The following is a 25,488-nucleotide window of genomic DNA, read 5'->3' on the forward strand; positions in this document are numbered from 1 at the left end:
GCCCGGACCGCGGCCGTCAGTGCTTTGCAGGCCACCACCCTAGGTCAGCGTGCGTTTGCGGACACCGCCGACCGCACCTGGTCAAACCGGTCCACCAGGGCCTGTTTTTCGGTACTCGTGTACTGGTGATGCTCGATGCTCTCGCGCAGCTCCGCCAGTCGGGACTGCAGGGCGTGGTGCTGGGCGCCGAGGTGGTCGCACCAGTTGACCTCTTCGAACAGCGTCAAAAGGCGTAAGCCGACTTCCACGTCCTGCATGCCGTAGTGGCGGATCTGCGACACGGCGGTGCCGAGGAAATGGTCAAAGCCGGGTCGAGCGACGATGGCCCGGACCCGGCCATCCGCATCCTGGACCACGTGGTCGCAGAGCTCCCGTTCCATCAGCATGCACAGCAGGCTGGACAGGTGGCCAATGACATGCACGGCCGTCGTGGGGTCGTTGGTGCCCGGTGAAAGTGCCCGGGCTCCGACGTCCGCCAATTGCCGGAATCCAAAAACCGGATCCTGATCATTCGTCCGTTCAAAGCCCACCGTCACGACGTCGGCCAGCTGCCGGGTGAGGTCCTCAAGCTCTGCGGACGTGAACGGCTCCCGTGCGGCGCCAGCCCAGGCCGTGGCGAACGGAACACCGGCTATCAGGGAGTCCCCCGCCCACACATCGATCCGGACCACGGCGCCACGTTCCCGGGCCGCCGCGGCCAGCCCCGCTTCGTCGACCATATTCAGGAAGCCCGACGACGGGGCCAGGATCCGTTGGCCGCCCGACGCGGTGGGCTCGCCAGGAGCAGCGGGACGGCCCGGAGCGGCGGCTGCGCCCGCGGGCGGTGTCGGGTTTGTTGGAAGTACGCGCTCGATCGTGGCGGCGGTTTCAGAATGGACGTTCCGCATCATCGTCTCTACGCGGATTTCGCGGGTGAGGTGGGCTAAAAAGAGGACGAGGCCGATGACGCTGGCGATGGCCAGGAGGAACGCGACGGTGACCGCGATATCAGGTACGAATTCGGTCCCGCCCGCCGTGCCACTCCGGACACTGCGCAGGACGGTGAGAGAGTAGGCGAAAGTCCCGAGGAAAAGTGCCAGGGTCCGGTGAACGAAGCTGTCACTGGTGAAGGTGCGGAGCAGCCGGGGGGAAAACTGGCTGCTGGCCAGCTGCAGGGTAACAACGGTAAGGGAGAAGGTCAGCGACGTGACGGTGATCAGCGACCCGGAGATGGCTTCCAAAACGGACCGGGCGGCCTCCGCCCCGCCGCTGAAGAGGTAAACCTGCAGAACTTCCGGCAGGCGGTCCTCGACCACAGCGTCCAGGGCCGGCAGCCCGACACCAAACGCTACGGCCAATGCCACGGCGAAGACCGGGATCGGCCACAGACGCGAACTGAATGCGGCCCGGATGGCGTGCGCTCTCACCTGCACCGGCCGGCCCGGAGTCCAGTGGCGGCGCCAGCAGCGTTAGTGGCGACCCGCCGGTGTGCGGCCAGCTTCGGTGCCGGAGATACCGCCGGAACAACCGACGGCTTCCTGGATTCATCAGCCATGACGTCGAGTCTAACGGCGGCCGAGGGAACGGCTGCCCGGGCGTCCACGCCTGCCCTGCTTCGCTCCGCAGGGTCACCGCGTTGACGCCGCCACCCCGCCGGCCTGTTGGCCTCAGCCGCTGCGCTGGTGAGACGATGGATGCGTGAACGATGCAGATAACACCCAAGTCTCCGCTTCCCAACCCCTCGACGAGCGCGTCAACAACCGCTCACAGCGGCCCAGCTCCGATGCTTTTAAGGCATTTATGGCCAGCAACTGGGCCCCGGCCCGCGAACAGGTCCCGGACCGCGACGCCGTCGCCGGCCATGCCGCTGCCCGCCGCCGCGCCGTCTCAGAGCAGTTCAAGGGCGAACGCCTGGTCATTCCCGCCGGTCCGCTGAAGGTCCGGTCCAACGACTGCGACTACCGCTTCCGGCCGCACTCCGGCTTCGCCCATCTCACCGGCCTCGGCCTGGACCACGAGCCCGACGCCGTGCTTATCCTGGAACCCGTCGAAGCCGGCAAGGGCGATGACGGCGGCCACCACCACGCGACGCTGTATTTCCGTCCGCTGGCCGGCCGCGACACCGAACAGTTCTACGCTGACTCCCGGTCCGGCGAATTCTGGATCGGCGCCCGCCCCACCCTGGCCGAGTTCAAAGCCCGCCTCGGACTGGACACTGCCGACATCAGCGAACTCGAACTTGGCATCACCAAGAACGTCGGCGCCCCCGAAATTGGCGGGATCTCCATCCGGCTGGTGCGGAAGGTGGACGAGAACATCGACGCCCTGGTCGACACCGCCCGCTACAACACGGCCAAGGACCCCGAGAACCTGGACCTCGGCGTCCTCGATGCCTTGGATGAGAAGCTAACGGAAGCCCTCTCTGAACTGCGGCTGCTCAAGGACGAGTGGGAAGTCGAGCAGATGAAAATCGCCGTCGCCGCCACCGTGCAGGGTTTCACCGAGGTGGTGAAGTCACTTCCGCGGGCTTTGACGCACCAGCGTGGCGAGCGCGTCGTCGAAGGGGCGTTCTTCGCCCGGGCCAGGGAAGAAGGTAATGAGCTCGGCTACGACACCATCGCAGCCTCCGGCAACAATGCCACCGTGCTGCACTGGACCCGGAACACCGGGAAAGTCACTGCCGGCGAGCTTCTGCTGCTCGACGCCGGTGTTGAGGCGGATTCGCTCTACACCGCGGACATCACGCGCACCCTGCCGTCCAACGGCACTTTCTCCGAGGTCCAGCGCAAGGTCTACGAGGCCGTCCTCGATGCCGCCGACGCAGGCTTCGCTGCCGCCCAGCCCGGGACCAAGTTCCGCGACATCCACACCGCGGCCACCACGGTGCTGGCGGAACGCCTCGCTGAATGGGGCCTGCTGCCGGTCTCCGTTGAAGAGGCCATCAGCGCAGAGGGCCAGCAGCACCGCCGCTGGATGCCGCACGGCACCAGCCACCACCTTGGCCTCGACGTGCACGACTGCGCCCAGGCCAAGCGCGAGCTGTACCTGGACGGCGTCCTCACCCCGGGGATGGTCTTCACGATCGAACCCGGACTCTATTTCAAGGACGAGGACCTCGGCATTCCGGCGGAGTACCGCGGAATCGGTGTCCGCATCGAGGACGACATCCTCATGACCGCCGACGGCCCGGTCAACCTCAGCGCCGCCCTGCCCCGCAAGGCGGCCGACGTCGAGTCCTGGATGGCGGGCATTTACCAGGAAGCGGAAGGCCACACGGCGTAGTTCCAGCACGGCACAGTTCCAGCACGGCGTAGTTCCAGCTGCCCAGCCCCGCCGCTGCATTGGGTAATTGCGGCGTTGAAGCTGGCACGAAGAAGGCCTCCGCCCGGATCATCTCCGGGTGGAGGCCTTCATTGTCTGTCAGCTAGTGCTGCTCGCCGCCTTGACCGGGTTCCTGCTTGGGGGCATCGGTGACGCGGACCCCGTATTGGGGGCGGCCGTCCGGCAGGTCCGGGTAGGCGAAGCCGGCCGGTTTGGCGGGCTCCTCCGTGGTCTGTGCAGCGTCTGCAGAGCCCACCGGCTGCTGAGCGGACGTGGGCTGCTGTGCAGCGGGCTGTGGTGCTTCAGGGCGCTGACCGCCGGCGTGCCGCCCGGCCTCATGCTGCCCGGCTTCGGGAGTCCGCTGGCCATACGGGTCTGTCCAGCCCGCAGGCCGCTGGGGTTCGCTGCCCTGTTGGCCCGGCTGGTACGGCGGGTGCTGGCCCTGCTGGTAGGGCTGGTGCTGGTTGGGCTGGTGCTGGTTGTCGCGCTGGGGGTACCCGGCGGACACCGAGGCGTCCTGCTGCGTCATGGGCAGTTGGTGCAGCAGCCGCCGCGCCTCATTCGCCGCTTCAAAGGAAACCACGACGTCGTAGTTGGTCGCCACGACCTGGCTCGTGGACGTGAAGTCCCGTTTACCCCGCTGCATGGCGTAGGTGACGATGCCGAACAGCATGAAGAACGCCGCACCCATGAGCACCGACGTCAGAATCGAAAAAGCGCCGTCGGTCGTGGAGAAAAAGGACAGCATGATGCCCACGAACAGGCCGAACCACATGCCGCTCAGCGCCCCGGAGAGTGCCACCCGGGGGTAGGTCAGCCTGCCGGTGACCCGCTCGACCATCTTCAGCTCATTGCCGACTATGGAGACCATCTGTACCGGGAACTGCTGGTCCGCCAGGTAATCCACCGCCTTCTGGGCATCCAGGTAGGAGTTGTAGGACCCAACAGTGTCCCCTTTGGGAACAGTGCGGGCCGCGTCCGGGCCGTTGGGGGCGCCAGCCCTGGGAGCACCAAAAATGTTTGACATACGCCTATTCTTACCTATCCGGCTGGGCACCGGCTGTAAATTCAGCTAAAAGAGAGCGGACTCGGTAGCCTGTACAAGTGAGCACAAATCTTTCGCGGGTGTTTGTTGCGCGCCTCCTCGGACTCGACGTCTTTGACCCACTGGGCGATCGACTCGGGAGGCTGCGCGACGTCGTCGTGCTCTCGCGCGGCACCCGGGGCGCACCGCACGTCGTGGGCATCGTCGTCGAAGTCCCCGGGAAAAAGCGGGTCTTCGTGCCGATGACCCGCATCACCTCGATCGACCAGACCCAGATCATCTGCACCGGGCTGGTGAACCTGCGGCGTTTTGAACAGCGCGGCGCCGAAACCCTTGTCGTGGCCGAAATGTTCGACCGCCGGGTGACGCTCGCCGACGGCAGCGGGGACGCCACCATCGAGGACATCGCGATGGACAAGCACCGCTCCGGCGATTGGTTTGTCAGCAAGCTCTTCGTCCGCCGCGGCCATTCCCTCTCGCCGTTGAGCAGGCTGCGCCGGAATGAGACCATGATCATCGACTGGGCTGACGCGCAACAGGGCGCCCGCACCGAGCCCCAGGCCGCCACCCAGTTCGTCGCCACCCATGAGGACCTCAAACCGGCCGACTTCGCCGAGGCCCTGCAGGAAATGAGCGACAAACGCCGCTTCGAAGTCGCCAGCGAGCTCCAGGACGAACGGCTGGCCGACGTCCTGCAGGAAATGCCCGAAGGCGACCAGGTGGAAATCCTCTCCGCCCTCGACGTCAACCGTGCCGCGGACGTACTGGAGGAGATGGACCCCGACGACGCCGCCGACCTCCTCGCCGAGCTCCCCAGCGCCCAGGCCGAAGAGCTGCTCCAGCTGATGGAACCCGAGGGCGCCGAGGACGTCCGCCGGCTGCTCGAATATGATGAGGACACCGCGGGTGGCCTGATGACCCCGGTTCCGGTCATCCTGCCCCCGGAAGCCACCGTCGCCGAAGCCCTTGCCCACGTCCGACGCGAGGAGCTGTCCCCCGCCCTCGCCTCGTCGATCTTCATCGCCCGGCCCCCGCTCGAGACGCCCACGGGCCGGTTCCTGGGTGTTGTGCACATTCAGCAATTGTTACGCTTCCCGCCGCCCGAGCCGCTCGGAAACCTGGTGGACAAGACCCTGGAGCCGGTCTCGGACCTGGCCCACATCAGCGAGGTGGCCCGCACGTTGGCCACCTACAACCTCAACTCGCTCCCCGTCGTCAACAGCGACGGTCGGCTTGTGGGGGCGGTGACTGTTGACGATGTGTTGGATCATCTGCTGCCCGATGACTGGCGCGCCCATGAGGACGATGTCCCGATAAGGAAGCTTGGAGGCCGCATTGGCTGATAACAGCGCAGCACGCAACGCCCAAAGCCGGCCGGGCAGCAAACCGGACAAGGGAAGCCTCGACACTCCTTTGAGCGGCCGCCAGCGGATCCTCCCGAAATTCTCTCCGAACCCGGACGCCTTCGGCCAGACCACCGAAGGCTTCGCACGCTTCATGGGCACACCCCAGTTCCTCGTCTACATGACGGTCTTCGTGGTCATCTGGCTGGCCTGGAACACCTGGGCGCCGGAGGCCTGGCAGTTTGATTCCCTGGCCCTCGGCTTCACCCTCCTGACCCTGATGCTCTCGCTCCAGGCTTCCTACGCCGCGCCGTTGCTGCTGCTTGCCCAAAACCGGCAGGACGACCGTGACCGCGTTTCCCTTCAGCAGGACCGCCAGCGCGCGGAACGCAACCTCTCGGACACCGAGTACCTGACCCGGGAATTGGCGTCGCTGCGGATCGCACTGCGGGAAGTCGCCACCCGCGACTACGTCCGCGCCGAGCTGCGGAGCCTGCTGGAGGACATGCTCGAGGCGCAGGAGGAACTGCGCACCCACGATGCCTCCGCCGGAGTCCACGAATCTCCGCGGGACAAAGTCAAGGAAAAGCTGAAGGAACGCCGCGACAAGCAGCGCAGCCCCCGGACGCAGCAAGGTCCCCGGGTCAAATCCGACAGTAGCCCGAAGGCGGCCCGGAAGGACCGCACGGCACCCGGGCAGCCGCCGGCCACCGAGGCGGATACCGCCGGCACCGCCGCACATTCCACCTCCCCAGAGAACTGAGCCGTCCCCGCATGAACGCCCCCCCGGTGAACGCCGCCCCGGACAATGCCCGCCCTGACAATGCCCGCCCTGACATTTCAACCGACGGCACCCTGAGCACCGGTATCCCGGGCGCGGGAACGCCGCCGGCGTCACCGCTCGCGGAGGCAGTGCACGCCGCCCTCGCGACCGTGATCGATCCCGAGCTCCGCCGTCCCATCACGGAGCTCGGCATGGTGGACACCGTTGAGATTTCCGACGGCGGCGAAGTACAGGTTGCGGTACTTTTGACCATCGCAGGCTGCCCGTTGCGCGGGACCATCACCGCGGACTGCGAAACCGCGCTGTCAGCGGTGCCGGGGGTCACCGGCGTCGCGGTTGACCTGAAGGTCATGACGCAGGAACAGCGCGACGCGCTTAAGGACCGGCTCCGCGGCGCAGGCGCGCAGCGCGGAATACCGTTCAACGATCCTGGCTCACTGACCAAGGTGTACGCGGTGGCCAGCGGCAAAGGCGGCGTCGGAAAATCCTCCGTGACGGTGAACCTTGCCTGTGCACTGGCCGCGCAAGGCCTGCGCGTGGGCATCGTGGACGCAGACGTCTACGGCTTCTCCGTCCCGGCACTGATGGGTATCACCCAGGCGCCCACCCGGGTGGATGACATGATCCTGCCGCCGGTGGCCTACGGGGTCAAAGTCATTTCAATCGGCATGTTCGTCACCGGCAACCAGCCGGTCGCCTGGCGGGGACCCATGTTGCACCGGGCCCTGGAGCAGTTCCTCACCGACGTTTACTTCGGCGATCTGGACGCCCTGTTCCTGGACCTGCCGCCCGGAACAGGCGACATCGCCATTTCCGTGGCCCAATTACTGCCGCAAGCGCAGATCCTTGTGGTCACCACGCCCCAGACGGCGGCAGCGGATGTGGCGGAGCGGGCCGGAGCGATTGCCACCCAGACCGGCCAGGGCGTCGCCGGGGTCGTCGAAAATATGTCGTACCTGGAACTGCCTGACGGCAACCGGATGGAGCTGTTTGGCAGCGGCGGCGGCGCGGTGCTGGCCGAGCGGCTGACGGCGACGGTAGGTACGCACGTTCCGCTGCTGGGACAGATCCCGCTGGACATCCTGCTGCGGGAGGGCGGCGACGCCGGAGTTCCCTTGGTGCTGGGCCGGCCAGACACCCCGGCGGCCGCGGCGCTGCTGCAGATCGCCGGGAGACTCTCGACGGTCCCGCGCGGGCTGGCCGGAAAATCCCTGGGACTGCAGCCCCGCTAGGTGGCTTCCGAGTCGAAGGGCGCCGGCTCACCCGCGGGAAGGCGCTCCGCCGCCCGGACGGGCCGGCGCTCCGAGGCGGCCGCTGAGGCCGCCGCTACGGTGGCGACGGCGTCCGGTGCGCCGGCGCTGACAGGCTTGGTGTCATCCTCCAGCAGCGCTTCCTTGATAATGCGGCGGGGATCGTACTGACGGGGATCATACTTTTTCCAGTCGACGTCATCGATGTCGATGCCGACTTCATCCTTGATCTGCTCCCGCGCCCCGGAGGCCATCCGACGGACTTCCTTGACAATATTGGCAAGTTTTTGGGTGTATTCGGGCAGCCTACTGGGACCGATCACCAGAAGGCCGATGATCAGCAGAAGTAAGAACTCCGGTCCATTGATTCCAAGCACTGTAGGAAGATTACCCTCTCAATCGGAACGGGGACGATTCGGCGAAGACACACAGTGGCGTGCCGCGCCGGATCGGGCTGTCACGGGGCCAGCATCTCCACAATCCGGCCCAGGCCGCGCTCCAACCGGGCAGTGAGGTCGGGCGCGGTTCCGGGACCGGCCCCGACGCGGTCGGATCCTGCGGTGCCGCCGGCGGCGTCCTCCGGTCCGGGTCCGGCGTTCCCCGCCGTCCCCGGCGCCGCGGTTCGCGCCCGGACCAGGGCCGCGACGCCGTCGTCGGCCTGCTCCGGGGGCAGGTCCGAGATGTACGTGAAGGTGGTTCCGTCCGTTTGATAGATGGCGGCAAAGGGAGCCGCCGCATGCACCCACAAACTCCCGGGCGCCGGCACCGGGACGCCGTTCCCCGCCGTTACCGGGGCGGAGCTGAAGCCATCTGCAGGTGCCGGATGGCCGGTGAGGACATTAAGGGGTGCCGTTTGGCCGCTGTTCTGTTCAGGGGGATGGTTCGGTTTCGTGCCGCCGTGCTGTTCGAACACGGTGGCGAAGTGCTGTCCGTCGGTGAGTCGCAGTTCCAGGAGATCGCCGCCGGCCATCGCCCGGCTGCGTGCCCAGACCAGATGGTAGCCGAGTTCTCGGAGTTCAGGGCACGTCCAACCCGCCGAGCGCAGTGCAATGAGTTGTTTCCCGGTGAGGGAGCCCGAAGGGGTGAAGTCCGGTTCACCCGTGAGGCTCCATCCGGCCGGTGCGCCCGGCCCTGCCTCGACGGCGTCCGCCGGGGAATCCGGGGGGTCTCCTTGCAGGAGGGCGGAGTCCACTGCGCCGGCCGCCGCCGGGGCCGGGACCGGGGTGGCCCCCATCAGGTAGGCCGATCCCCCGAGCAGAGCCGCGGCGGCAGCCGCGCCGGCAGCCGTGAACACGGAAGCGCGAAGGGCCGGCGAAAGGACGCGCGGCGCGGCTCGTGAGGTAGTGCCCGATTGCGGTGCCCCGGCCAGCTCCCCCGGTCGTCCCGATGCTCCGGCACGGGCCAGTTCCTCGGTACGGGCCAGTAGTCGCGCGGTCAGGTCTTCGCTGGCCGCAGGAACGTCTGCCCTGCGCAGCCGCTCCAGGTATTGGCGTTCCCGGCGTTGCTGAAGCAGGCATTCACCACACGAATCAAGGTGCCGGCCGCGCCGCTTATGCAGGGCGCGCAGCAGTCGTTTCAGCAGACGCATCGCCTGGTTCAGAGGAGTCCGGCGATGCGCGGCATCTTCAGGCGCGGCTTGATTGAGGACTTGGCGGACTGTGGCGGCCGCGGGTCCCGGTGGGCAAGCTTCTCCCGCAGCATCGTCCGGCCGCGGTGGATCCGGGAGCGGACGGTTCCGAGCTTAATGCCCAGGGCTACAGCGACCTCGTCATAGGAAAGTCCTTCAAGGTCGCATAACACGACGGCGGCACGGAAGTCCGGCGGAAGCTCCTCGAGGGCGGCCTGCACATCGATATCAAGGTTGTTGAATTCGAAGCTTTGCTCCGGTCCGGGTTCGCGCCCCGGGAGGCGGGATTCGGCGTCCTCGGCCAGTGCATCGAAGCGGATGCGGCTCTTGCGCCGCGCCTGGTCCAGGAACAAGTTGGTGGTGATCCGGTGCAACCACCCATCCAGCGTGCCTGGCTTGAAGTTCTCCAATGACCGGAACACCCGGACGAAAACTTCCTGGGTGAGGTCCTCGGCGTCGAATTTGTTGCCGGTCAGGCGGTATGCAAGGCGGTACACCTTGGCGGAATGATTGGAGACCACTTCTTCCCAGGTGGGCCGCACCCATTCGGATTCCGCCTCGGGCCGGGACTCTTCAGTTGTAGGGACAGCTGCCACTATCGACATTGTCCGCTCCCCTCGTGGATGATGCTTACGCCGTGGACGGTGCTTGCGGCTGCAAGCGCCTGCACTTTGAATTCGGCGCCGATCACCACGCGGATGATTGGATAACCATCATTTCAAAAGAATCTGGGAATTTCCTGACGCCGGCAGCCCTTCCGCCGACGGCTGAAACGGCGGCATCCGGCGGCAGTTCCCAGTAACTGCCCGGGAGGGGCGGTGCACTGTGACGGCCACCGCGGGGGCGCCTGACTTCAGGGCAGTACCTGACACAGTACGCTGGAGGGAATCATCCCCCTTTGCCGCCCAGAAAGCGATATCCATGAGCGCCGATAAGTCCACGAGCTGGTCCTACGCAGAAGATCTGCCTGCCGAGGATGAGGTCATGCTGCACGCGCGCGAACGGTCCTTCGAGCTCGGCGTCAACCCGGTCGGCCCGGGCGTCGGTGCCGTCCTGACCGTCCTGGCTGCCGCGTCCAAAGCACAGACGGCAGTCGAAATCGGCACGGGCGCGGGCGTGTCGGGTGTCTGCATCCTGCGCGGCCTGGGCCCGCAGGCCGTGCTGACCACCATCGACGTCGACGTCGAGCACCTCAGGGCCGCCCGCGAGGCGTTCCAGGAGGCCGGCAGCCCGGCCAACCGGACCCGGACGATCTCCGGGCGCGCACGCGACGTCCTGCCCCGGCTGACGGACGGCGCCTACGACCTTGTCTTCATCGACGCCGACAAGCCGAACTACCCCGGCTATGTGGAGCAGGCCATCCGGTTGCTCAAGTCCGGCGGCCTGCTCATCGTCAACGACGCGCTGGACAAGGACCGCGTTGCCAATCCTGCCGCGCGGGAGGCGACCACTGTGATCCTCCGCCAGGTGGGCAGGTCCATCCGTGATGACGACCGGCTCTCGTCGGCCATGCTGCCGACCGGCGACGGGCTGCTGGTCGCCGTCAAGAAGTAGCGGAGCGGGAAGCCGGCGTCCGGCAGCTCCCCAGCAAGGGTTCCGGCCCACCCCGGAACGACGACAGCGGGCGGGGCCCGCAGCCATTCGGCCACGGACCCCGCCCGCTGTGAAAACGTTCGGTGAAGCTACTCGGTAACGCCGACGAGGCATTCCTTCAAGTTGGTCGCTTCAGCGGAGTTAAGTTCGACCACGAGCCGGCCGCCGCCTTCGAGCGGCACTCGCATGATCAAACTTCGTCCTTCTTTGGTAACTTCCATCGGGCCGTCGCCGGTGCGTGGTTTCATAGCCGCCATAAGGAATATCCCCTCCATTAGTCCAGTGACTTAGCAGCCCGGCCGGGCTGCGTCCGCTTAGTCAATCAAGCTGCCCGGCGGCCGTGATGGAGTGCCATCAGGGCCATGTACTCAGTTTGCTTCTTGTCCTTGCTTGCCACCTATTATCGCGTAACAACGCGGCTGTAGCTAATCGTTGGACTTTCCGACGCGCCGCGCCGCGCTGGGGCGGCAGGCACTAAAGGTGTCGCGCGTCACGGCGGATAGTCGCCTCCGCCGGGCAGCGGGGCCCATGCCCACAGCCACACGATCCAGACAATCTGCAGCAGCAGGAACATAATGACCACGGTGCCGCGGTACGCCCGGGACCGCGAAACGAGGGCAGCGCTGAGGGCCAGCGGAAACAGCGGGAGCAGCATCCGGAACGTGCTGGTCTGAGGGTGCAGGAAAACCAGCAGATAGCCCAGATAACAAACACACCAGAGCCGGAGTTCCGTTCCCAGCCCCCGCACCGGCCGGCTCAGCATGGTTGCCGCGAAGAGCGCCACAAAAACGAAGGGTGCCAGCACTCCCAGGACCGGTCCGAAGAGCTGGATGCCGGCGTCGAACCAGGGTTTGAACGGCACCAGGTCCTCGCCCCGCCAGACGGTTTCCGTCTTGGTGTACGCGCGGATGTCTCCAGTCACGGCCCAGGCGATCGCAGGCCAGAGCAAGGCACTGGTTCCGCTCACTGCAGTGAGCCCGCCGAGCCACCAAAGCTGGGTCCTGCTGTGCGGCACATCCCCTGTCTGCCCCGCCGCTTCGGCGCTGGCGGGTCCCAGCCGGGCGGCGTCCGCCCGCGCCGCGGCATGGTGCTTCCGCAGCCGGAAGAGAAAGAGCAGCCCGAGCATTGCCGCGAACGGCACGCCGGTAGGCCGGGACAGGCACATCAGCACAACCGCGGGCATGGCCCACAGATAGCGGCGCTGCATTACCAGCAGCAGGGCAGCGGCGAGCAGCAGCAGGTTCAGCGACTCCGCGTAGGGCACCTGGAGTACCGGCGAGATGGGAAAAGTGGAAACAAACAGTGTTCCCCAAAGCGCGGTACGGTGTCCGGCTCTGAGGCGGAACAGCCGATAGATGACCAGTGCCGCCGCCAGGCCGCTCAGCATGGCAATGAGGGTCAGCGCGAACGCCGGGGGCACGCCGGTCAGAGCGGCCGCCGCCCGGCCCAGCAGAGGAAAGAGGGCGTAGAACGCCCAGGCATTCTCCTGGACATTTCCGGCACCGTCGGTGGGAAGAACGTCCGGGTAACCGTTCTGAAGGACCTCGCCGTACCAGCGGGCATCCCAGATATTGATGAAGGACCAGTAGTCCGGCCTGGCGGGAAACCAGGGGCTCAGGCCCTGGTGCAGGGCCGCGGCCATGAAGATGCAGGCACTGATGAAACGGGCGGCGGCATAGAGTCCCGCGACCTGCACCCACCAGGGCCAGCGCGTTACCCGGATACCCGCCGGTGCCGGGGCCCTGGCGGGTGCACTGCTCACGGAGCCTGCTCCGGTTTTCGCTCACGGCGGTCCAGTTCGGCTGCAAGGTCCGCGATCTTCCTGTCTTTGACAGTGATCTGTTCCCTCAACTCGTCCAGCACCTGGTCCACCTGGTCCATCCGGTAGCCGCGCAAGCCCACAGCAAAGCGCAGCCGGTCGACGTCGGAAGCTACCGCCTCTGCGGGCAGCAGCACCGGCGGAAGGTTGGCAACCGGCTGGTCGAACCCGTCATTGAGGGTCTCGAGTGCTTCGTCGTCCCTTCCGCGGCGTCCGCGGAAGATTCTTGACGCCCTGCCGGTGCCGAGAAGGAAAGCGGCGCCAGCCAGCGCGATCGCGAGGAAAACCAGGAAGAAACTCACTCCCCCATCGTGCCAGACGACGGGGGGTCCTGAGCGTGGCGCTCAGGCGCGCTTTCCGCCCGCGTCCCCGGCGCCGTTCCCGTTGCCGTTGCCGTTGCCGTTTCCGGTCCCGTTGGGGTTCCTGTGCCGGGCGGCACCTTCAACCACCAGCTCGACGGCGAGCGCCGGGTCGTCCACCACCTGCAGCAGGTCCAGGTCCTCCTCGGACATCATTCCCTCCGACACCAGCGTCCCTTGGATCCACTCCAGCATCGGGCTCCAGAACGCCGTGCCAATCAGGACAATGGGGAAGGAAGTCACCTTCCGGGTCTGGACGAGGACCATCGCTTCAAAGAGTTCGTCGAGAGTCCCGAGTCCGCCCGGCAGCACAATGAAACCCTGGGCGTACTTCACGAACATGGTCTTGCGGGCGAAAAAGTAGCGGAAATTGATGCCCAGATCCACCCATTGGTTCATCCCCTGCTCGAAGGGCAGCTCGATGCCGAGGCCCACGGACACGCCGTTGCCCTGCACGGCCCCCTTGTTGGCCGCTTCCATCGAACCGGGCCCTCCGCCGGTGATCACCGCCAGACCGGCTTCGGCCAGTTTGCGCCCCACCTCAACAGCGAGTTCATAGTTCTGGCTGCCCGGCCGGGTCCGGGCGGAGCCGAATACGCTGACCGCCGGGCCCAGGTCGGCGAGGGCGCCGAAGCCTTCCACGAATTCGCTCTGAATCCTGAGGACCCGCCACGGGTCGGTGTGGACGAACTGGCCGGGTCCTTTGGTGTCCAGCAGGGTCCGGTCGGACATTGTGACTTTGGCGGCCTTGCGCCGCAGCTCCAACGGACCCTTGTGCCGGATCGCCGGGGCTGGCGGCGTCTCGCGGGACTCGACGGCCGCGCGCCCGGCAGCCTTGCCGCCCGCCGGTCCGGTTGCCTGCCCGGCTGGTGTTCCGGCTGAATTTCCGGCGGCGGCCGGATCGCTGTTGTGCTGCGGTTCGGTACTCATGCCCACAGGGTAGCGCGGATGCCTGCCCGCACCGCTCCGGGCGCGGCACCGGCGCGGTGACACGCAGCAAATGCCCGCGCAGCGCCAAAGAGTACCCGAGTCTGCCTCCAGGACCCTGACCGGCAGGTATCTCTTGAATCACGATCTCCAGGAACTCAGAGTGATTGCCGTCATAAGACGCCGATGTTCGCTAGATTCTTCTTATGACTACTCAAGTGCCCGGCGATGCCCTCGTCTCCCTGGATGCCGTGAACAAGCATTACGGCCAGTTGCACGTCCTCAAGGACATCAACCTGCATGTTCGCAAGGGTGAGGTCGTTGTCGTCATCGGACCTTCGGGTTCCGGCAAGTCGACGCTGTGCCGCGCCATCAACCGTCTTGAGACCATCGACGACGGCGTCATCAAGATTGACGGAAAAGAACTGCCCGAAGAGGGCAAGGAACTCGCCAAGTTGCGGGCTGACGTCGGCATGGTGTTTCAGTCGTTCAACCTTTTTGCCCACAAGACGATTCTTGAAAACGTCACCTTGGGGCCCATCAAGGTCAAAGGCATGTCCAAAGCCGAAGCGGACAAGGACGCCATGGCTCTCCTGGAGCGCGTCGGCGTCGGGCACCAGGCACCGAAACTGCCTGCCCAGCTCTCCGGCGGCCAGCAGCAGCGCGTCGCGATCGCCCGTGCTCTGGCCATGAAGCCGAAGGTGATGCTCTTCGATGAGCCCACCTCCGCCCTGGACCCGGAGATGATCAACGAAGTCCTCGACGTCATGATCCAGTTGGCCAAGGAAGGCATGACCATGATCGTGGTCACCCACGAAATGGGCTTCGCCCGGAAGGCTGCGGACCGCGTGGTCTTCATGGCCGACGGCCAGATCGTCGAGGACGCCACCCCTGAAGAGTTCTTCACCAACCCTAAGAGCAGCCGGGCAAAGGACTTCCTTTCCAAGCTGCTGACCCACTGATCCCTGACGAGATCGCATCCTGGCCGCCGCACGGCGGCCGACCAATGAAAGGAATGTCCTCATGACATTTTTGACCCGACGGAAGTCCCTTCTGGTGGCCGCGTCCGCAGCCCTGGCTCTCAGCCTCAGCGCCTGCGGCGGCAGCTCCTCCACCACCAGCCCGCCCGTGGCCGAGAAGCCCAGCTTCGCTGCCGACACCACCATGGCCAAGCTTTCCTCAGCCGGCAAGATCGTCATCGGCACCAAGTTTGACCAGCCGCTCTTCGGCCAGAAAGGCCTCGACGGCAAGCCGGTCGGCTTCGACGTCGAAATGGGCAAGTTGATCGCCGGCAAGCTTGGCATCCCCGCGGACAAGATCGAATGGAAAGAAACGGTTTCCGCAAACCGCGAGCAGTTCCTGAAGAACGGCGACGTCGACATCATCGTGGCGACGTACACGATCAATGACAAGCGCAAAACCGAAGTCGACTTCGCTGGCCCGTATTACGAGGCCGGTCAGGCGCTCATGGTGAACAAGGACAACACCTCCATCACCAAGCCGGAGGACGTCAAGGGTAAGAACGTCTGCTCCGTCACCGGGTCCACCCCGGCCGGGACGATCGTGGAGAAGTACGGAGCAGTCCTGGTTCCGGCCGCGACCTACTCCGCCTGCCTCGAGCCGCTGCGCAACAAGCAGGTTGAAGCGATCACCACCGACAACGTCATCCTCGCCGGCTTCGTGAACAAGGAACCGGACGCCTTCAAGCTGGCCTCGGACCAGACGTTCACCAAGGAGCCTTACGGCATCGGTCTGAAGAAGGACGACACCGTCTTCCGCAACTGGATCAATGACCAGCTGGAAGCCTTCGCCAAGGACGGGTCTTATAAGAAGGCCTGGGAAGCCACCGCCGGCGCCGTCATCAAGACCGCGCCCGAACTTCCCGCGATCAACCGCTACTAGCCCGGGGGGGGGGGTGGGGGGGGGCGCCCCCCCCCGGCCCCCCCCGGCAACCGCCACTCCTGTCTCCCGCTCCACTTCCCTCAAGGCAGCCTAAGGAACCTATGGACGTCATCATTGAAAACCTCCCAGCATATTGGGACGGTTTTCTCAGAACCCTCTTCCTGTCCGTGGTCTCGGGGATCATCGCACTGATTTTCGGCACCCTGCTCGCGGCAGCCCGCGTCTCGCCCATCGCGGCCCTGCGCGGCTTCAGCATGACGTACGTGGAAATTGTCCGGAACACCCCGTTGACCATCGCGTTCTTCTTCGCCGCAGTGGTCCTGCCGCGGCTGGGAGTGACGTTCCAGCAGTTCGAAATCGCCGCCATCATCGCCTTGAGCGCCTACACCTCGGCGTTCATCGCCGAGGCGGTCCGCTCCGGTGTGAACAGCGTGCCGGTGGGGCAGGCAGAGGCTGCCCGCAGCATCGGCATGAAGTTCAGCCAGGTACTGTCCCTGATCATCCTGCCGCAGGCCCTGCGGACCGTCATCCCGCCGATGATCAACATCCTGATCGCCCTGGTCAAGAACTCCTCGGTGGCTGGCGCCTTCTACGTCCTGGAACTCTTCGGCACCGGCCGCCAGCTTGCCAACGCCAACGGCGACGCTGTCCTGTGGGTCCTGGTCGGCGTCGCGATCTTCTACCTGCTGATAACCGTCCCGCTTGGCTACGTGGCCAACCTGGTTGAACGAAAGGTGGCGATCTCCCGATGAGCTCAGTCTTATACGACGTCCCCGGCCCCAAGGCCCGCCGTGTCTCCCTGATCGGCTCCATTGTCGGCGCCGTAGCGATCGCCGGCCTGGTGTGGTGGGCCATCACCGTCCTGGCCCAGCAGGGCATCTTCGAGGCGGAACGCTGGGCCGTGTTCCAGATTCCCGATGTCTGGGCGCTGATCGGGAACGGTATCCTCGCCACCCTCTCCGCGGCGGCCGTTGCCGCCGTGATCGCTTTCCCGCTGGGCCTGGCGCTCTGCCTGATGCGGATTTCCGACGTCACCTGGATCCGCATCCCCACCCGCATCGTGCTGGAATTCCTGCGCGGCATGCCCGTGGTCCTGATGATGTTCTTCGTCCTGCTGGTGTTTGCGACGGGCTCGTTCACCGCCGTCGTCGCCGGACTGGTGCTGTACAACTCGGCCATCTTCGCCGAAATCATCCGCGCCGGCATCCAGTCCCTGCCGAAGGGCCAGCGTGAGGCCGGCCTTGCCATCGGCCTCACCAGCTTCGCGTCCCGGCGCAGCATCGAACTGCCCCAAGCCATCCGGCGCATGCTGCCCTCGCTCGTGGCGCAGCTTGTGGTGCTGCTGAAGGACACCTCGCTGGGCTACATCGTCTCCTACGAGGAACTGCTGCGTAAAGTGCAGATCATGGCCGACTTCCTCGGCCCGGCCTACCTGTTTCCGGTGTTCTTTGTGGCGGCCGCAATCTACATTGCCATCAACTTCTCCGTGTCCCGCCTCGCTATCTGGATCGAGAAGCGCGGCTCCAAGAAGGCGGCCGGCGGCGTGGTCCACGTGCCCGTCGCCGGGATCCCCGACAAGTAGCCCCGGCAAGGAGCCACTACGAGATAGTCGGCGAGATAGCCGGCGCCGGGCCGGCGGCGCCGCACACCTTCGGCCGAAACACGAAAGGTCCGGAACCCTGCGTGGGGTTCCGGACCTTTTGTGCTGTTCGGTGTATTGCCATCCCTGGTGCCGGGACGTGTCCTGCGGGTTGCGGCCCGCACCCTATGGCATGAGCCAGCACCGCAATGCCCGCAGGCATTCGCGGACCGCGTCGGCGTCCACGTGTTCGTTGTCCTTGTGCGCCAGCAGTGCATCGCCTGGGCCGAAGTTCACCGCCGGGATCCCCAGTTCGCTAAAGCGTGCGACGTCGGTCCAGCCGTACTTGGGTTTCGGCACCCCGCCGACGGCGGCTACAAAGGACGCTGCGGCGGGGTGGTTGAGTCCGGGCCGAGCGCCGGCGGCGCTGTCCGTGCGGACGACGTCGAAACCCTCCAGCAACTCCCGGACGTGCTGCTCCGCCTCGTCCGGGGATTTGTCCGGGGCGAACCGGTAGTTGATTTCCACGACGCAGCGGTCCGGAATGACGTTGCCGGCGGTCCCGCCGTGAATCTTCACGGCATTCAGGCTTTCCCGGTACTCCAGGCCGTCCACATTAACGGTCCGGGGTGCGTAGGCGGCCAGCCGGGCCAGGACCGGTGCGGCGGCGTGGATGGCGTTGTTGCCCATCCATGCCCGGGCGGAGTGTGCGGCCTCGCCCACGGTGGTTGCTTCGAACCGGATGGTGCCGTTGCATCCGCCCTCCACCGTGCCGTCCGTAGGCTCGAGGAGGATGGCGAAGTCCCCGCCCAGCAGATGTCCGTGGTTGCGCACCAGCCGGCCGAGGCCGCTTTTAACAGCCTCGACTTCCTCATGGTCGTAGAAGACGAAGGTGACGTCCTTATCCGGCTGCGCGCCGCCGTCGAACAGTTCTGCGGCCAATGCCAGCTGAACGGCGACGCCGCCCTTCATGTCCGTGGCGCCCCGCCCGTACAGGATGCCCTCCCCCGGCGCACCCGAGGACCAGTAGGAGGGGACCGTCCCGAGGGAGCCGTCGGTGGTTGGCAGCGGGACAGTGTCCAGGTGCCCGGCGAGGATGACCCGCTCGGAGCGGCCGAGGTTGGTGCGGGCAATGATCGAGTCGCCGTCGCGGAGCAGCTCCAGCTGCGGGATGGAACGGAGGGCATGTTCCACGGCGTCGGCCAGCCGGTGTTCCTCCCCCGAGACGCTGAAGATATCGATGATGTCCGCGGTCAGCAGCGCCACGTCCTGGCGCAGGTTCAGGCGGGCGGGTGCAGTATTCTCAGTCACCGTTCCACTGTATATGCCCGCCGTGTCCTCCCCGCCGGCGCCCGGTTGAGGCCGGTGCGCGCCGTCGAGTCCGCCCCACTGCACGCTACTTGGGCTGCCACGGGTTTCGGCCGCCGAGCCCGCCGTCTATAGACTTGGGGCATGACTGAAACCGCTTCTTCCGCTGTGCCCGCTGACGCCCGCTCCGCTTACGGTTACGGCGTTGCCACGATCGCCACCGGCAACGGTGAAGCCACCGTCCTTGACGTCTGGTTCCCGGCGCCCGCACTCGGAACAGCGACCGGGAGCCTCCGTGACGTCGCCCACGCAGACCAGTCGCTGCTCGACATTGCCGCAACCGGCGCCGACGCGGACCGCGGCACCGAACAGAAGGTCGTCTTCGTCCAGATTCACTTGGACGAGGCTCCAGCAGACACTGCCGATGCCTACCTGCGCCTGCACCTGCTCTCCCACCGTCTGGTGCAGCCGAACACCATCAACCTGGACGGCATCTTTGCCAAGCTCCCCAATGTGGTGTGGACCAACTTCGGACCCGCCGCCGTTGAGGGCTTCGAACTGACCCGGGCCAGGCTGCGCAAGCGCGGCGCCGTCACGGTCTACGGGATCGACAAGTTCCCGCGCATGGTGGACTACGTCATTCCTTCGGGTGTGCGCATCGCGGACGCGGACCGTGTCCGGCTCGGCGCGCACCTGGCTGAGGGCACCACGGTGATGCACGAGGGCTTCGTCAACTTCAACGCCGGCACCCTGGGCAGCTCCATGGTCGAAGGGCGCATCTCCGCCGGGGTGGTTGCCGGAGACGGGTCCGACGTCGGCGGCGGCGCCTCAATCATGGGAACCCTCTCCGGCGGGGGCAAGGAAAAGATCTCCCTGGGCGAACGCGTGCTGCTCGGCGCCAACTCCGGGGTGGGCATCAGCATCGGGGACGACTCCGTTGTTGAAGCCGGCCTGTACGTCACGGCCGGTACCCGGGTCCGGGTGGCCGGCGCCAAGGATGCCGACGGTGAGGACACCAGCCGGATCGTCAAGGCCGTGGAGCTCTCCGGCGTGCCCAACCTGCTCTTCCGCCGCAACTCCTCCACCGGTGAGGTGGAGGTCCTCCCCCGCAAGGGACAGACCGTGGAACTCAACGAGGCCCTCCACGCCAACTAAGGTGGAAGGGCGCAATGTCAATCGTTAGCAGCATGTACCGGTCCGGAATGGGCCTGAGGGAGTAGTTTCGTGGCACGCAGGGGCAGCTGGCGCCGACGGATGGTGCTGCTGTTGACCCTGGCACTGGTGGTCGGCGGGGTGTACACGGCCGTGGCGTTCGTTCAGCGTTCGGAAGTGCTTGTCACTGAGCGCTGCACAGCCGAGGGCGGCGGAACGGACGATCTTGCCCCCGACCAGGCGGCAAATGCCGGCCTCATCTCCGCCGTCGCCGTCCGGCGGGGGCTCCCGGCCCGGGCCGCCAGCATCGCCCTGGCCACCGCCATGCAGGAGTCCAAGATCCGGAACATCGGCCACGGAGACCAGGCTGGCCCGGACTCCCGCGGCCTTTTCCAGCAACGACCTTCGCAGGGCTGGGGCACCTCGGCCCAGGTGATGGACCCCTACCATGCGGCCAACGCTTTCTACGATGCCCTGGTCAAGGTCCCCAACTACCAGACGCTCGACATCACAGTCGCTGCGCAGCGGGTACAGCGTTCGGCCTACCCGAATGCCTACGCCCAGCACGAGGAAATGGCCCGGTCCTTTGCCTCCTCGCTGACCGGCCAGACCCCCGCCGGCGTGGATTGTGCGCTGCGCGAGCCTGACGCCGCGGGAGATCCCGCCGCCGTGCAGGAACGGGTGACCAGCGACTTTGGTGCGGTACCCGCAGCCACGGAAGGTCGCAGCCTGGTGCTGGACGCCGACGGAACCCGGGCGTGGGCCCTCGCGCAGTGGGCGGTGGCCAACGCCAAGGCCCTCTCCATCACGGAGGTCCAGGTGGAAGGGCGGAGCTGGACGCGGCAGGAGCGCAACGGCTGGCAGTCCGCCCAGGTGCCGGCGGGACAGATCAGGATCACGGTCGCCGAAGGGCCTGCACGGTAGGCAGTTCCGCCCCGATCCCCGGCGTGGTGTATCCCGCCGGTCTCAGACCAGCAGGTCCACCACCGGCTGCACGTAGCTGCGGAACAGTTCCGGCCGGGACAGCAGCTCGCAGCTCATGATGATCTTATCGGGCTCCAGGTACCAGGCCCGCGGCTCGGCGAGGGGCAGCTCGATGATGGTCAAGCTGAAATCATTGGTGGCCCGGCCCACCTCCAGCAACCGGTCGTCGACCATGTCCTGCAGCAGCTGCACCCCACCGGCGGCTTCGCGTTCCGCCTCGAGCGCCAGGTACTCGCCGCGGCGCTCTCTCGCCCAGGACAGCGCAGCACCGAAATGCGCCTGCAGCACGCGCCGCAGGGCGGGCGAGTTGGCGAAAGCCTGGAAGCCGGGCGGCCCAAGTTCCGGCGACATCTCCGGGTGTGCCCGGAGAAGTTGCTCCCACCACGCCTCCCATTCCGTTCGAAGGGCGGCCAGCCCGCCCACCTCGCCGATGAGGTGGGAGTGGTCAGCGGGCCGGATCTTGGGCGCTGCGTGGCTCAGTGCCGGATGCCCTGCGCTGTCCAGCCCGGCGGCGTCGCGAACGTAAAGTGCAATGAGCAGAGGACCCGAAGTGTCCATGGTGATCCGCCAGCCCGGCCCGCCTGTGTGGTGCATCCAATTGCCTCCTTGGCAAGACATACGCCTTCAGTGTATTCCTGAAGATCACGCACGTTAATGGGTCCCGGCGTAGCTTCCCAGCCCGGACAGGTGGGATTCCAGCACGTCGCTGCACATCTGCGCTGTCATCCATTCAGGCTGCAGAAGGGCGTGCAGGGCGAGCCCGTCCAGCGTGGCGAGCAGCCGCTCCGCCTCCGTGACCAGACGCTGCTGGTCCATGGCCACATCGTCGGCATCGGAGGACAGGTCCAGCACGAGCCGGCCGACAATTGCGGCCACGGCACGGTGGCTCCGGTCGGCCACCGGAAGAAGGAACGGCTTGGTCCGGGCCGCACTCTTGAACGCCATCCAAACGCAGGAATCGACGGCACGTTCCTCATCCAGGGGGAGGAACTCACCCAACAGGGTTAAAACTCCGGCGTGATGCTCCGCGGTTCCCGGCTGCTCCGCCGCGAGCCGTTCATCGGCGACCGTGAGTCTGCCGACCACCCGGTCCACAACCACCCCGAACGCGTGGGCCAGGAGTTCATCGCTGCTGGCGAAGTAGTGCCGGACGGATCCAACGGCGAGTTCCGCCTCGTCCGCGACTTCGCGCAGCGACGCCCTTTCAAGTCCGTCCGCTGCGATGATCCGGAAGACCGCCTCGACCACTTCCTGGCGCCGGAGGGCGGCGTCGACAAATTTGGGCATTCATCTTTTTTAGCACGGATGTGCCCGCGGGACGCCGGGCCGCACCGGCGGCCCGCCGCCCGGAACGCAAAACGACGCCGGCCACTCACCCTGCAGGGGTGAGCAGCCGGCGTCGTACTGAACGTTCGTACCCTACACGGAGGGGTAGTTGCGCTCCGGCTCACCGATGTACAGCTGGCGGGGGCGGCCGATCTTGGTGTTGGGGTCGCTGATCATTTCCCGCCACTGGGCGATCCAGCCCGGAAGCCGTCCAATGGCAAAGAGCACGGTGAACATCTTCTCGGGGAAGCCCATGGCTTTGTAAATCAGGCCGGTGTAGAAGTCCACGTTCGGGTAGAGCTTGCGCTGGATGAAGTAGTCATCATTCAGGGCCTTCTCTTCCAGACGGAGGGCGATTTCCAGCAGTTCGTCGTTGCCGCCAAGCTTGGTGAGGATCTCATGGGCCGTGGCCTTGACGATCTTGGCGCGCGGGTCGTAGTTCTTGTACACGCGGTGCCCGAAGCCCATGAGCCGGACGCCGTCCTCCTTGTTCTTGACCTTCTCCATGTAGTCCTCGGGCTTGGTGCCGTCGGCCTGGATCTGGCGAAGCATCTTCAGCACGGCCTCATTGGCGCCGCCGTGGGCCGGTCCGAACAGGGCGTTGATACCGGCGGAGACGGAGGCGAAGAGGTTCGCGTTGGAGGAACCGACCAGCCGGACGGTGGACGTCGAGCAGTTCTGTTCGTGGTCGGCGTGCAAGATGAGAAGCAGGTCCAACGCCTTGGCGACGACCGGGTCCACCTCGTACTGCTCGGCCGGCAGGCCGAAACTCAGGCGGAGGAAGTTCTCAACCAGGTTGTGTGAGTTGTCCGGGTACAGCATGGGCTGGCCGATGCTCTTCTTCAGGGCGTACGCGGCAATGACCGGCATCTTGGCCAGCAGACGGTAGGTGGAGACCTCCACCTGTTCGGCGTTGAAGGGGTCCAGCGAATCCTGGTAGAACGTGGACAGCGCGGACACGGCCGAGGACAGGACCGGCATCGGGTGCGCGTCCCGCGGGAAACCGCTGAAGAAACCCTTCAGTTCCTCGTGCAGCAGGGTATGGTGCCGGATCCGCTGGTCGAAAGCTTCCAGCTCGGTGGCGGTGGGGAGGTTGCCGTAGATCAGCAGGAACGATACTTCCAGGAAGCTGGAGTGTTTGGCGAGCTGCTCGATCGGGTACCCGCGGTACCGCAGGATTCCGGCGTCGCCATCGATGTAGGTAATGGCCGAGGTGGTGGCCGCGGTGTTCATGAAGCCGGGGTCAAAAGCAACGGCGCCGGTCTGCTTCAGCAGCTTGGAAACGTCATAGCCTTCGTTTCCTTCTACAACCTGGATGCGCGGAAGTTCTAGCTCGCCGCCGGCATGGCGCAGGGTTGCGCTGGTGGTCTCAGTCATGGAGTCTCCTCTGAGGCGTCGAGGCCTCTGTAGAAAGCTGGTCCAACTTCTGGTGAAGCCGCCCACGGAACCTGTATTAACCACGGATTCCTACGGCTGCGCTGCCTTCTTGTGGAAAGCCACCATTGATAGTCAGTTAAAAACTACCGCCAGATTCCGGGTGGCACTAATCCGAGGCCGCCCGGACGTGCGTATATTGCGCCGGATGTGGTACGGGTCACGGGTTTGTTACCGCCCGGTAATGAGCCGGGCGGCTGCCGCGTCAATCCGTTCATCGCTGGCTGTCAGCGCCATGCGGATAAATCCCTGGCCCGCGTCCCCGTAGAACACGCCCGGTCCCACCACGATTCCGCGGTCCGCGAGCCGGCCAACGGTGTCCCAGGTGGGCTCGCCCGCTGTCGCCCACAGGTAGAGCCCGGCCCGTGATTCGTGGATAGCCAGTCCGAACCGCTCCAGTGCAGGGACGAGCCGCTCCCGGCGGCCGCGGTAGAGGTCCTTCTGCGCCTGCACGTGGGCGTCCTCGCCCAGAGCTACGCGCATGGCCTCCTGAACCGGGTAGGGGACGATCATGCCCGCGTGCTTGCGGCTGTTGACCAGGTTCGCCACGAGAACGGGGTCGCCGGCTACGAAGGCGGCACGGTATCCGGCCAGGTTGGACTGTTTGCTGAGCGAGTACACGGCCAGCAGGCCCTCGTGGGAGCCCTCCGCGACCTGCGGGTCCAGGATGCTGGGCACCGGAGCACCGCCGCGCTGAACGTCCCACTCCCCCCAGCCGAGCTCGGCGTAGCATTCATCCGAGGCTACGACGGCGCCGAGGGCGCGGGCCTGCCGGACCATTCCGCGGAGCGAATCGGCGTCCCGGACGCTGCCGGTAGGGTTCGCCGGGGAGTTAACCCACACCAGCCGGACACGGGCCCGGGTGGCGGCGTCGAGTTCTTCAAGGTTGTCCGCGGCGACGTGCTCGGCGCCGGCAAAGGTCGCACCGATGTCGTAGGTGGGGTAGGCCACCGTGGGGCGGACGACGACGTCGCCCGGCTTGAGTCCCAGCAGGAACGGGAGCCAGGCCACGAGTTCCTTGGAGCCGACGGTGGGCATGATGTCCTGCGGATCCAGCCCGGGGACGCCACGGCGGCGCTCAAACCACGCCGCGATCGCTTCCCGGAGCCCGGCCGTGCCGTGGACCGTGGGGTAGCCCGGGGCGTTCGAGGCGGCCCGCAGGGCCTCCTGGACAACGGCGGGGGTGGCGTCCACCGGGGTTCCGATCGAGAGGTTCGCCATGCCCCCGGGATGCTCCGCGGCCCGCGCCAGGTACGGGGCCAGGGCCTCCCAGGGATAGTCGGGCAGGCTGAGGCCGAAGCTGCGCTGCGCTGGTGACACCGGCGCCCGCCTTAGCTCTCTTGGTTCTGCGGCGGCAGGGCGGCGATCATTGGGTGGTCCGTGTGCGTGTTGCCGACCTTCGCGGCCCCGCCCGGGGAGCCGAGGTCATCGAAGAATTCGACGTTGGCCTTGTAGTAATCGGCCCATTCCTCCGGGGTGTCGTCCTCGTAGTAGATGGCTTCGACGGGGCAGACCGGCTCGCAGGCTCCGCAGTCAACACACTCGTCGGGGTGGATGTACAGGGAGCGTTCACCTTCGTAAATGCAATCGACGGGGCACTCTTCAATACATGCCTTGTCTTTGACATCTACACACGGCTGCGCGATTACGTACGTCACGTCCCTGGCCTCTCCACGTTGGTTCCGGCGATGGCCGGATAACTGCTCCCGGCGTGAGCGCCGGACTGCTGACTTCTGAGCCTATTATCTCCCAGCCC

General features: G+C 66.2%; 27 protein-coding genes. 12 read left to right on the forward strand and 15 right to left on the reverse strand.

Annotation, left to right across the window (positions count from 1 at the left end; all coding sequences use genetic code 11):
• Nucleotides 1-44 precede the first annotated feature (44 nt).
• Nucleotides 45-1,412 (reverse strand): DUF2254 domain-containing protein, encoded by a 1,368-nt coding sequence (locus VUN84_12965; GenBank protein XAS63205.1) that lies wholly within the window; start codon nucleotides 1,410-1,412, stop codon nucleotides 45-47.
• Nucleotides 1,413-1,677: 265 nt separating this feature from the next.
• On the opposite strand from VUN84_12965, the gene VUN84_12970 reads away from it, so the two are divergent.
• Nucleotides 1,678-3,261, forward strand: coding sequence for an aminopeptidase P family protein (locus tag VUN84_12970; GenBank protein ID XAS63206.1), 1,584 nt, complete (start codon nucleotides 1,678-1,680; stop codon nucleotides 3,259-3,261).
• A gap of 142 nt (nucleotides 3,262-3,403) precedes the next feature.
• Here VUN84_12970 and VUN84_12975 read toward each other — a convergent pair whose 3' ends face one another.
• Entirely contained in the window at nucleotides 3,404-4,327 is a 924-nt protein-coding gene (locus VUN84_12975; GenBank protein XAS63207.1) for a general stress protein, read from the reverse strand.
• Nucleotides 4,328-4,404: 77 nt separating this feature from the next.
• Between VUN84_12975 and VUN84_12980 the strand changes: the two genes are divergently transcribed.
• From VUN84_12980 to VUN84_12990, 3 genes are read left to right on the forward strand one after another with little or no spacing between them, the layout of a single operon-like run.
• The gene (locus VUN84_12980; protein XAS63208.1) at nucleotides 4,405-5,688 is read left to right on the forward strand and encodes a CBS domain-containing protein; all 1,284 of its coding nucleotides are present in this window, start codon (nucleotides 4,405-4,407) and stop codon (nucleotides 5,686-5,688) included.
• Entirely contained in the window at nucleotides 5,669-6,451 is a 783-nt protein-coding gene (locus VUN84_12985; GenBank protein ID XAS63209.1) for a DUF1003 domain-containing protein, read from the forward strand. Before VUN84_12980 ends, VUN84_12985 begins: the two co-directional genes overlap by 20 nt.
• An 11-nt stretch (nucleotides 6,452-6,462) precedes the next feature.
• Nucleotides 6,463-7,704 (forward strand): Mrp/NBP35 family ATP-binding protein, encoded by a 1,242-nt coding sequence (locus VUN84_12990; protein XAS63210.1) that lies wholly within the window; start codon nucleotides 6,463-6,465, stop codon nucleotides 7,702-7,704.
• Here VUN84_12990 and VUN84_12995 read toward each other — a convergent pair.
• The 3 genes from VUN84_12995 to sigE form a co-directional block, all read right to left on the reverse strand.
• The gene (locus VUN84_12995) at nucleotides 7,701-8,099 is read right to left on the reverse strand and encodes a Sec-independent protein translocase TatB (GenBank protein XAS63211.1); all 399 of its coding nucleotides are present in this window, start codon (nucleotides 8,097-8,099) and stop codon (nucleotides 7,701-7,703) included. The genes VUN84_12990 and VUN84_12995 overlap by 4 nt on opposite strands.
• 80 nt (nucleotides 8,100-8,179) lie before the next feature.
• A complete protein-coding gene (locus tag VUN84_13000) occupies nucleotides 8,180-9,310 on the reverse strand; it encodes a hypothetical protein (GenBank protein XAS63212.1) in 1,131 nt (376 codons plus the stop codon).
• Nucleotides 9,311-9,318: 8 nt separating this feature from the next.
• Complete coding sequence (gene sigE / locus VUN84_13005; GenBank protein XAS63213.1) at nucleotides 9,319-9,954, reverse strand: RNA polymerase sigma factor SigE; 636 nt, start codon at nucleotides 9,952-9,954, stop codon at nucleotides 9,319-9,321.
• Between the two features lie 14 nt (nucleotides 9,955-9,968).
• Between sigE and VUN84_13010 the strand changes: the two genes are divergently transcribed.
• Both VUN84_13010 and VUN84_13015 read left to right on the forward strand, forming a co-directional pair.
• The gene (locus VUN84_13010) at nucleotides 9,969-10,151 is read left to right on the forward strand and encodes a hypothetical protein (protein ID XAS63214.1); all 183 of its coding nucleotides are present in this window, start codon (nucleotides 9,969-9,971) and stop codon (nucleotides 10,149-10,151) included.
• A 119-nt stretch (nucleotides 10,152-10,270) separates the two neighbouring features.
• Nucleotides 10,271-10,903: an O-methyltransferase gene (locus VUN84_13015; GenBank protein XAS63215.1), complete on the forward strand. Its 633-nt coding sequence runs from the start codon at nucleotides 10,271-10,273 to the stop codon at nucleotides 10,901-10,903.
• Nucleotides 10,904-11,031: 128 nt separating this feature from the next.
• On the opposite strand, the gene VUN84_13020 is transcribed toward VUN84_13015, so the two are convergent.
• The 4 genes from VUN84_13020 to VUN84_13035 all read right to left on the reverse strand — a co-directional run bounded on the left by VUN84_13020 (nucleotide 11,032) and on the right by VUN84_13035 (nucleotide 14,050).
• The gene (locus tag VUN84_13020; protein XAS63216.1) at nucleotides 11,032-11,199 is read right to left on the reverse strand and encodes a DUF3117 domain-containing protein; all 168 of its coding nucleotides are present in this window, start codon (nucleotides 11,197-11,199) and stop codon (nucleotides 11,032-11,034) included.
• Nucleotides 11,200-11,432: 233 nt separating this feature from the next.
• The gene (locus VUN84_13025; protein XAS63217.1) at nucleotides 11,433-12,704 is read right to left on the reverse strand and encodes a hypothetical protein; all 1,272 of its coding nucleotides are present in this window, start codon (nucleotides 12,702-12,704) and stop codon (nucleotides 11,433-11,435) included.
• Nucleotides 12,701-13,063 (reverse strand): DivIVA domain-containing protein, encoded by a 363-nt coding sequence (locus VUN84_13030; GenBank protein ID XAS63218.1) that lies wholly within the window; start codon nucleotides 13,061-13,063, stop codon nucleotides 12,701-12,703. Before VUN84_13030 ends, VUN84_13025 begins: the two co-directional genes overlap by 4 nt.
• A gap of 42 nt (nucleotides 13,064-13,105) precedes the next feature.
• Nucleotides 13,106-14,050 (reverse strand): TIGR00730 family Rossman fold protein, encoded by a 945-nt coding sequence (locus tag VUN84_13035; protein XAS63219.1) that lies wholly within the window; start codon nucleotides 14,048-14,050, stop codon nucleotides 13,106-13,108.
• A gap of 203 nt (nucleotides 14,051-14,253) precedes the next feature.
• On the opposite strand from VUN84_13035, the gene VUN84_13040 reads away from it, so the two are divergent.
• From VUN84_13040 to VUN84_13055, 4 genes are all read left to right on the forward strand, one after another.
• Entirely contained in the window at nucleotides 14,254-15,009 is a 756-nt protein-coding gene (locus VUN84_13040; protein XAS63220.1) for an amino acid ABC transporter ATP-binding protein, read from the forward strand.
• 61 nt (nucleotides 15,010-15,070) lie between these two features.
• On the forward strand, nucleotides 15,071-15,949 hold the full coding sequence (locus VUN84_13045; GenBank protein ID XAS63221.1) for a glutamate ABC transporter substrate-binding protein: 879 nt from the start codon (nucleotides 15,071-15,073) through the stop codon (nucleotides 15,947-15,949).
• 101 nt (nucleotides 15,950-16,050) lie between these two features.
• A complete protein-coding gene (locus VUN84_13050; GenBank protein ID XAS63222.1) occupies nucleotides 16,051-16,701 on the forward strand; it encodes an amino acid ABC transporter permease in 651 nt (216 codons plus the stop codon).
• Entirely contained in the window at nucleotides 16,698-17,531 is an 834-nt protein-coding gene (locus tag VUN84_13055; GenBank protein XAS63223.1) for an amino acid ABC transporter permease, read from the forward strand. Before VUN84_13050 ends, VUN84_13055 begins: the two co-directional genes overlap by 4 nt.
• 183 nt (nucleotides 17,532-17,714) lie before the next feature.
• Here the strand turns inward: VUN84_13055 and dapE are convergent, their stop codons facing one another.
• Nucleotides 17,715-18,839 (reverse strand): succinyl-diaminopimelate desuccinylase, encoded by a 1,125-nt coding sequence (gene dapE, locus VUN84_13060; GenBank protein ID XAS63224.1) that lies wholly within the window; start codon nucleotides 18,837-18,839, stop codon nucleotides 17,715-17,717.
• 141 nt (nucleotides 18,840-18,980) lie between these two features.
• Here dapE and dapD point away from each other — a divergent pair, with 141 nt between their 5' ends.
• Both dapD and VUN84_13070 read left to right on the forward strand, forming a co-directional pair.
• Complete coding sequence (dapD, locus tag VUN84_13065) at nucleotides 18,981-19,991, forward strand: 2,3,4,5-tetrahydropyridine-2,6-dicarboxylate N-succinyltransferase (GenBank protein ID XAS63225.1); 1,011 nt, start codon at nucleotides 18,981-18,983, stop codon at nucleotides 19,989-19,991.
• 99 nt (nucleotides 19,992-20,090) lie between these two features.
• Nucleotides 20,091-20,912 carry a hypothetical protein gene (locus VUN84_13070; protein ID XAS65859.1) on the forward strand — a complete coding sequence of 274 codons (822 nt, stop codon included), beginning with the start codon at nucleotides 20,091-20,093 and terminating at the stop codon, nucleotides 20,910-20,912.
• Nucleotides 20,913-20,954: 42 nt separating this feature from the next.
• Here the strand turns inward: VUN84_13070 and VUN84_13075 are convergent, their stop codons facing one another.
• The 5 genes from VUN84_13075 to fdxA all read right to left on the reverse strand — a co-directional run bounded on the left by VUN84_13075 (nucleotide 20,955) and on the right by fdxA (nucleotide 25,390).
• Complete coding sequence (locus tag VUN84_13075; protein ID XAS63226.1) at nucleotides 20,955-21,566, reverse strand: hypothetical protein; 612 nt, start codon at nucleotides 21,564-21,566, stop codon at nucleotides 20,955-20,957.
• A 57-nt stretch (nucleotides 21,567-21,623) separates the two neighbouring features.
• Nucleotides 21,624-22,259 carry a TetR family transcriptional regulator C-terminal domain-containing protein gene (locus VUN84_13080; GenBank protein ID XAS63227.1) on the reverse strand — a complete coding sequence of 212 codons (636 nt, stop codon included), beginning with the start codon at nucleotides 22,257-22,259 and terminating at the stop codon, nucleotides 21,624-21,626.
• 132 nt (nucleotides 22,260-22,391) lie between these two features.
• Complete coding sequence (locus tag VUN84_13085) at nucleotides 22,392-23,675, reverse strand: citrate synthase (GenBank protein ID XAS63228.1); 1,284 nt, start codon at nucleotides 23,673-23,675, stop codon at nucleotides 22,392-22,394.
• A gap of 228 nt (nucleotides 23,676-23,903) precedes the next feature.
• Complete coding sequence (dapC, locus tag VUN84_13090) at nucleotides 23,904-25,052, reverse strand: succinyldiaminopimelate transaminase (protein XAS63229.1); 1,149 nt, start codon at nucleotides 25,050-25,052, stop codon at nucleotides 23,904-23,906.
• Between the two features lie 11 nt (nucleotides 25,053-25,063).
• Nucleotides 25,064-25,390: a ferredoxin gene (gene fdxA / locus VUN84_13095; protein XAS63230.1), complete on the reverse strand. Its 327-nt coding sequence runs from the start codon at nucleotides 25,388-25,390 to the stop codon at nucleotides 25,064-25,066.
• Between the last annotated feature and the right edge of the window lie 98 nt (nucleotides 25,391-25,488).

The organism is Micrococcaceae bacterium Sec5.8 (genome assembly GCA_039636775.1).
In the GTDB taxonomy this organism is placed as follows: Bacteria; Actinomycetota; Actinomycetes; order Actinomycetales; family Micrococcaceae; genus Arthrobacter.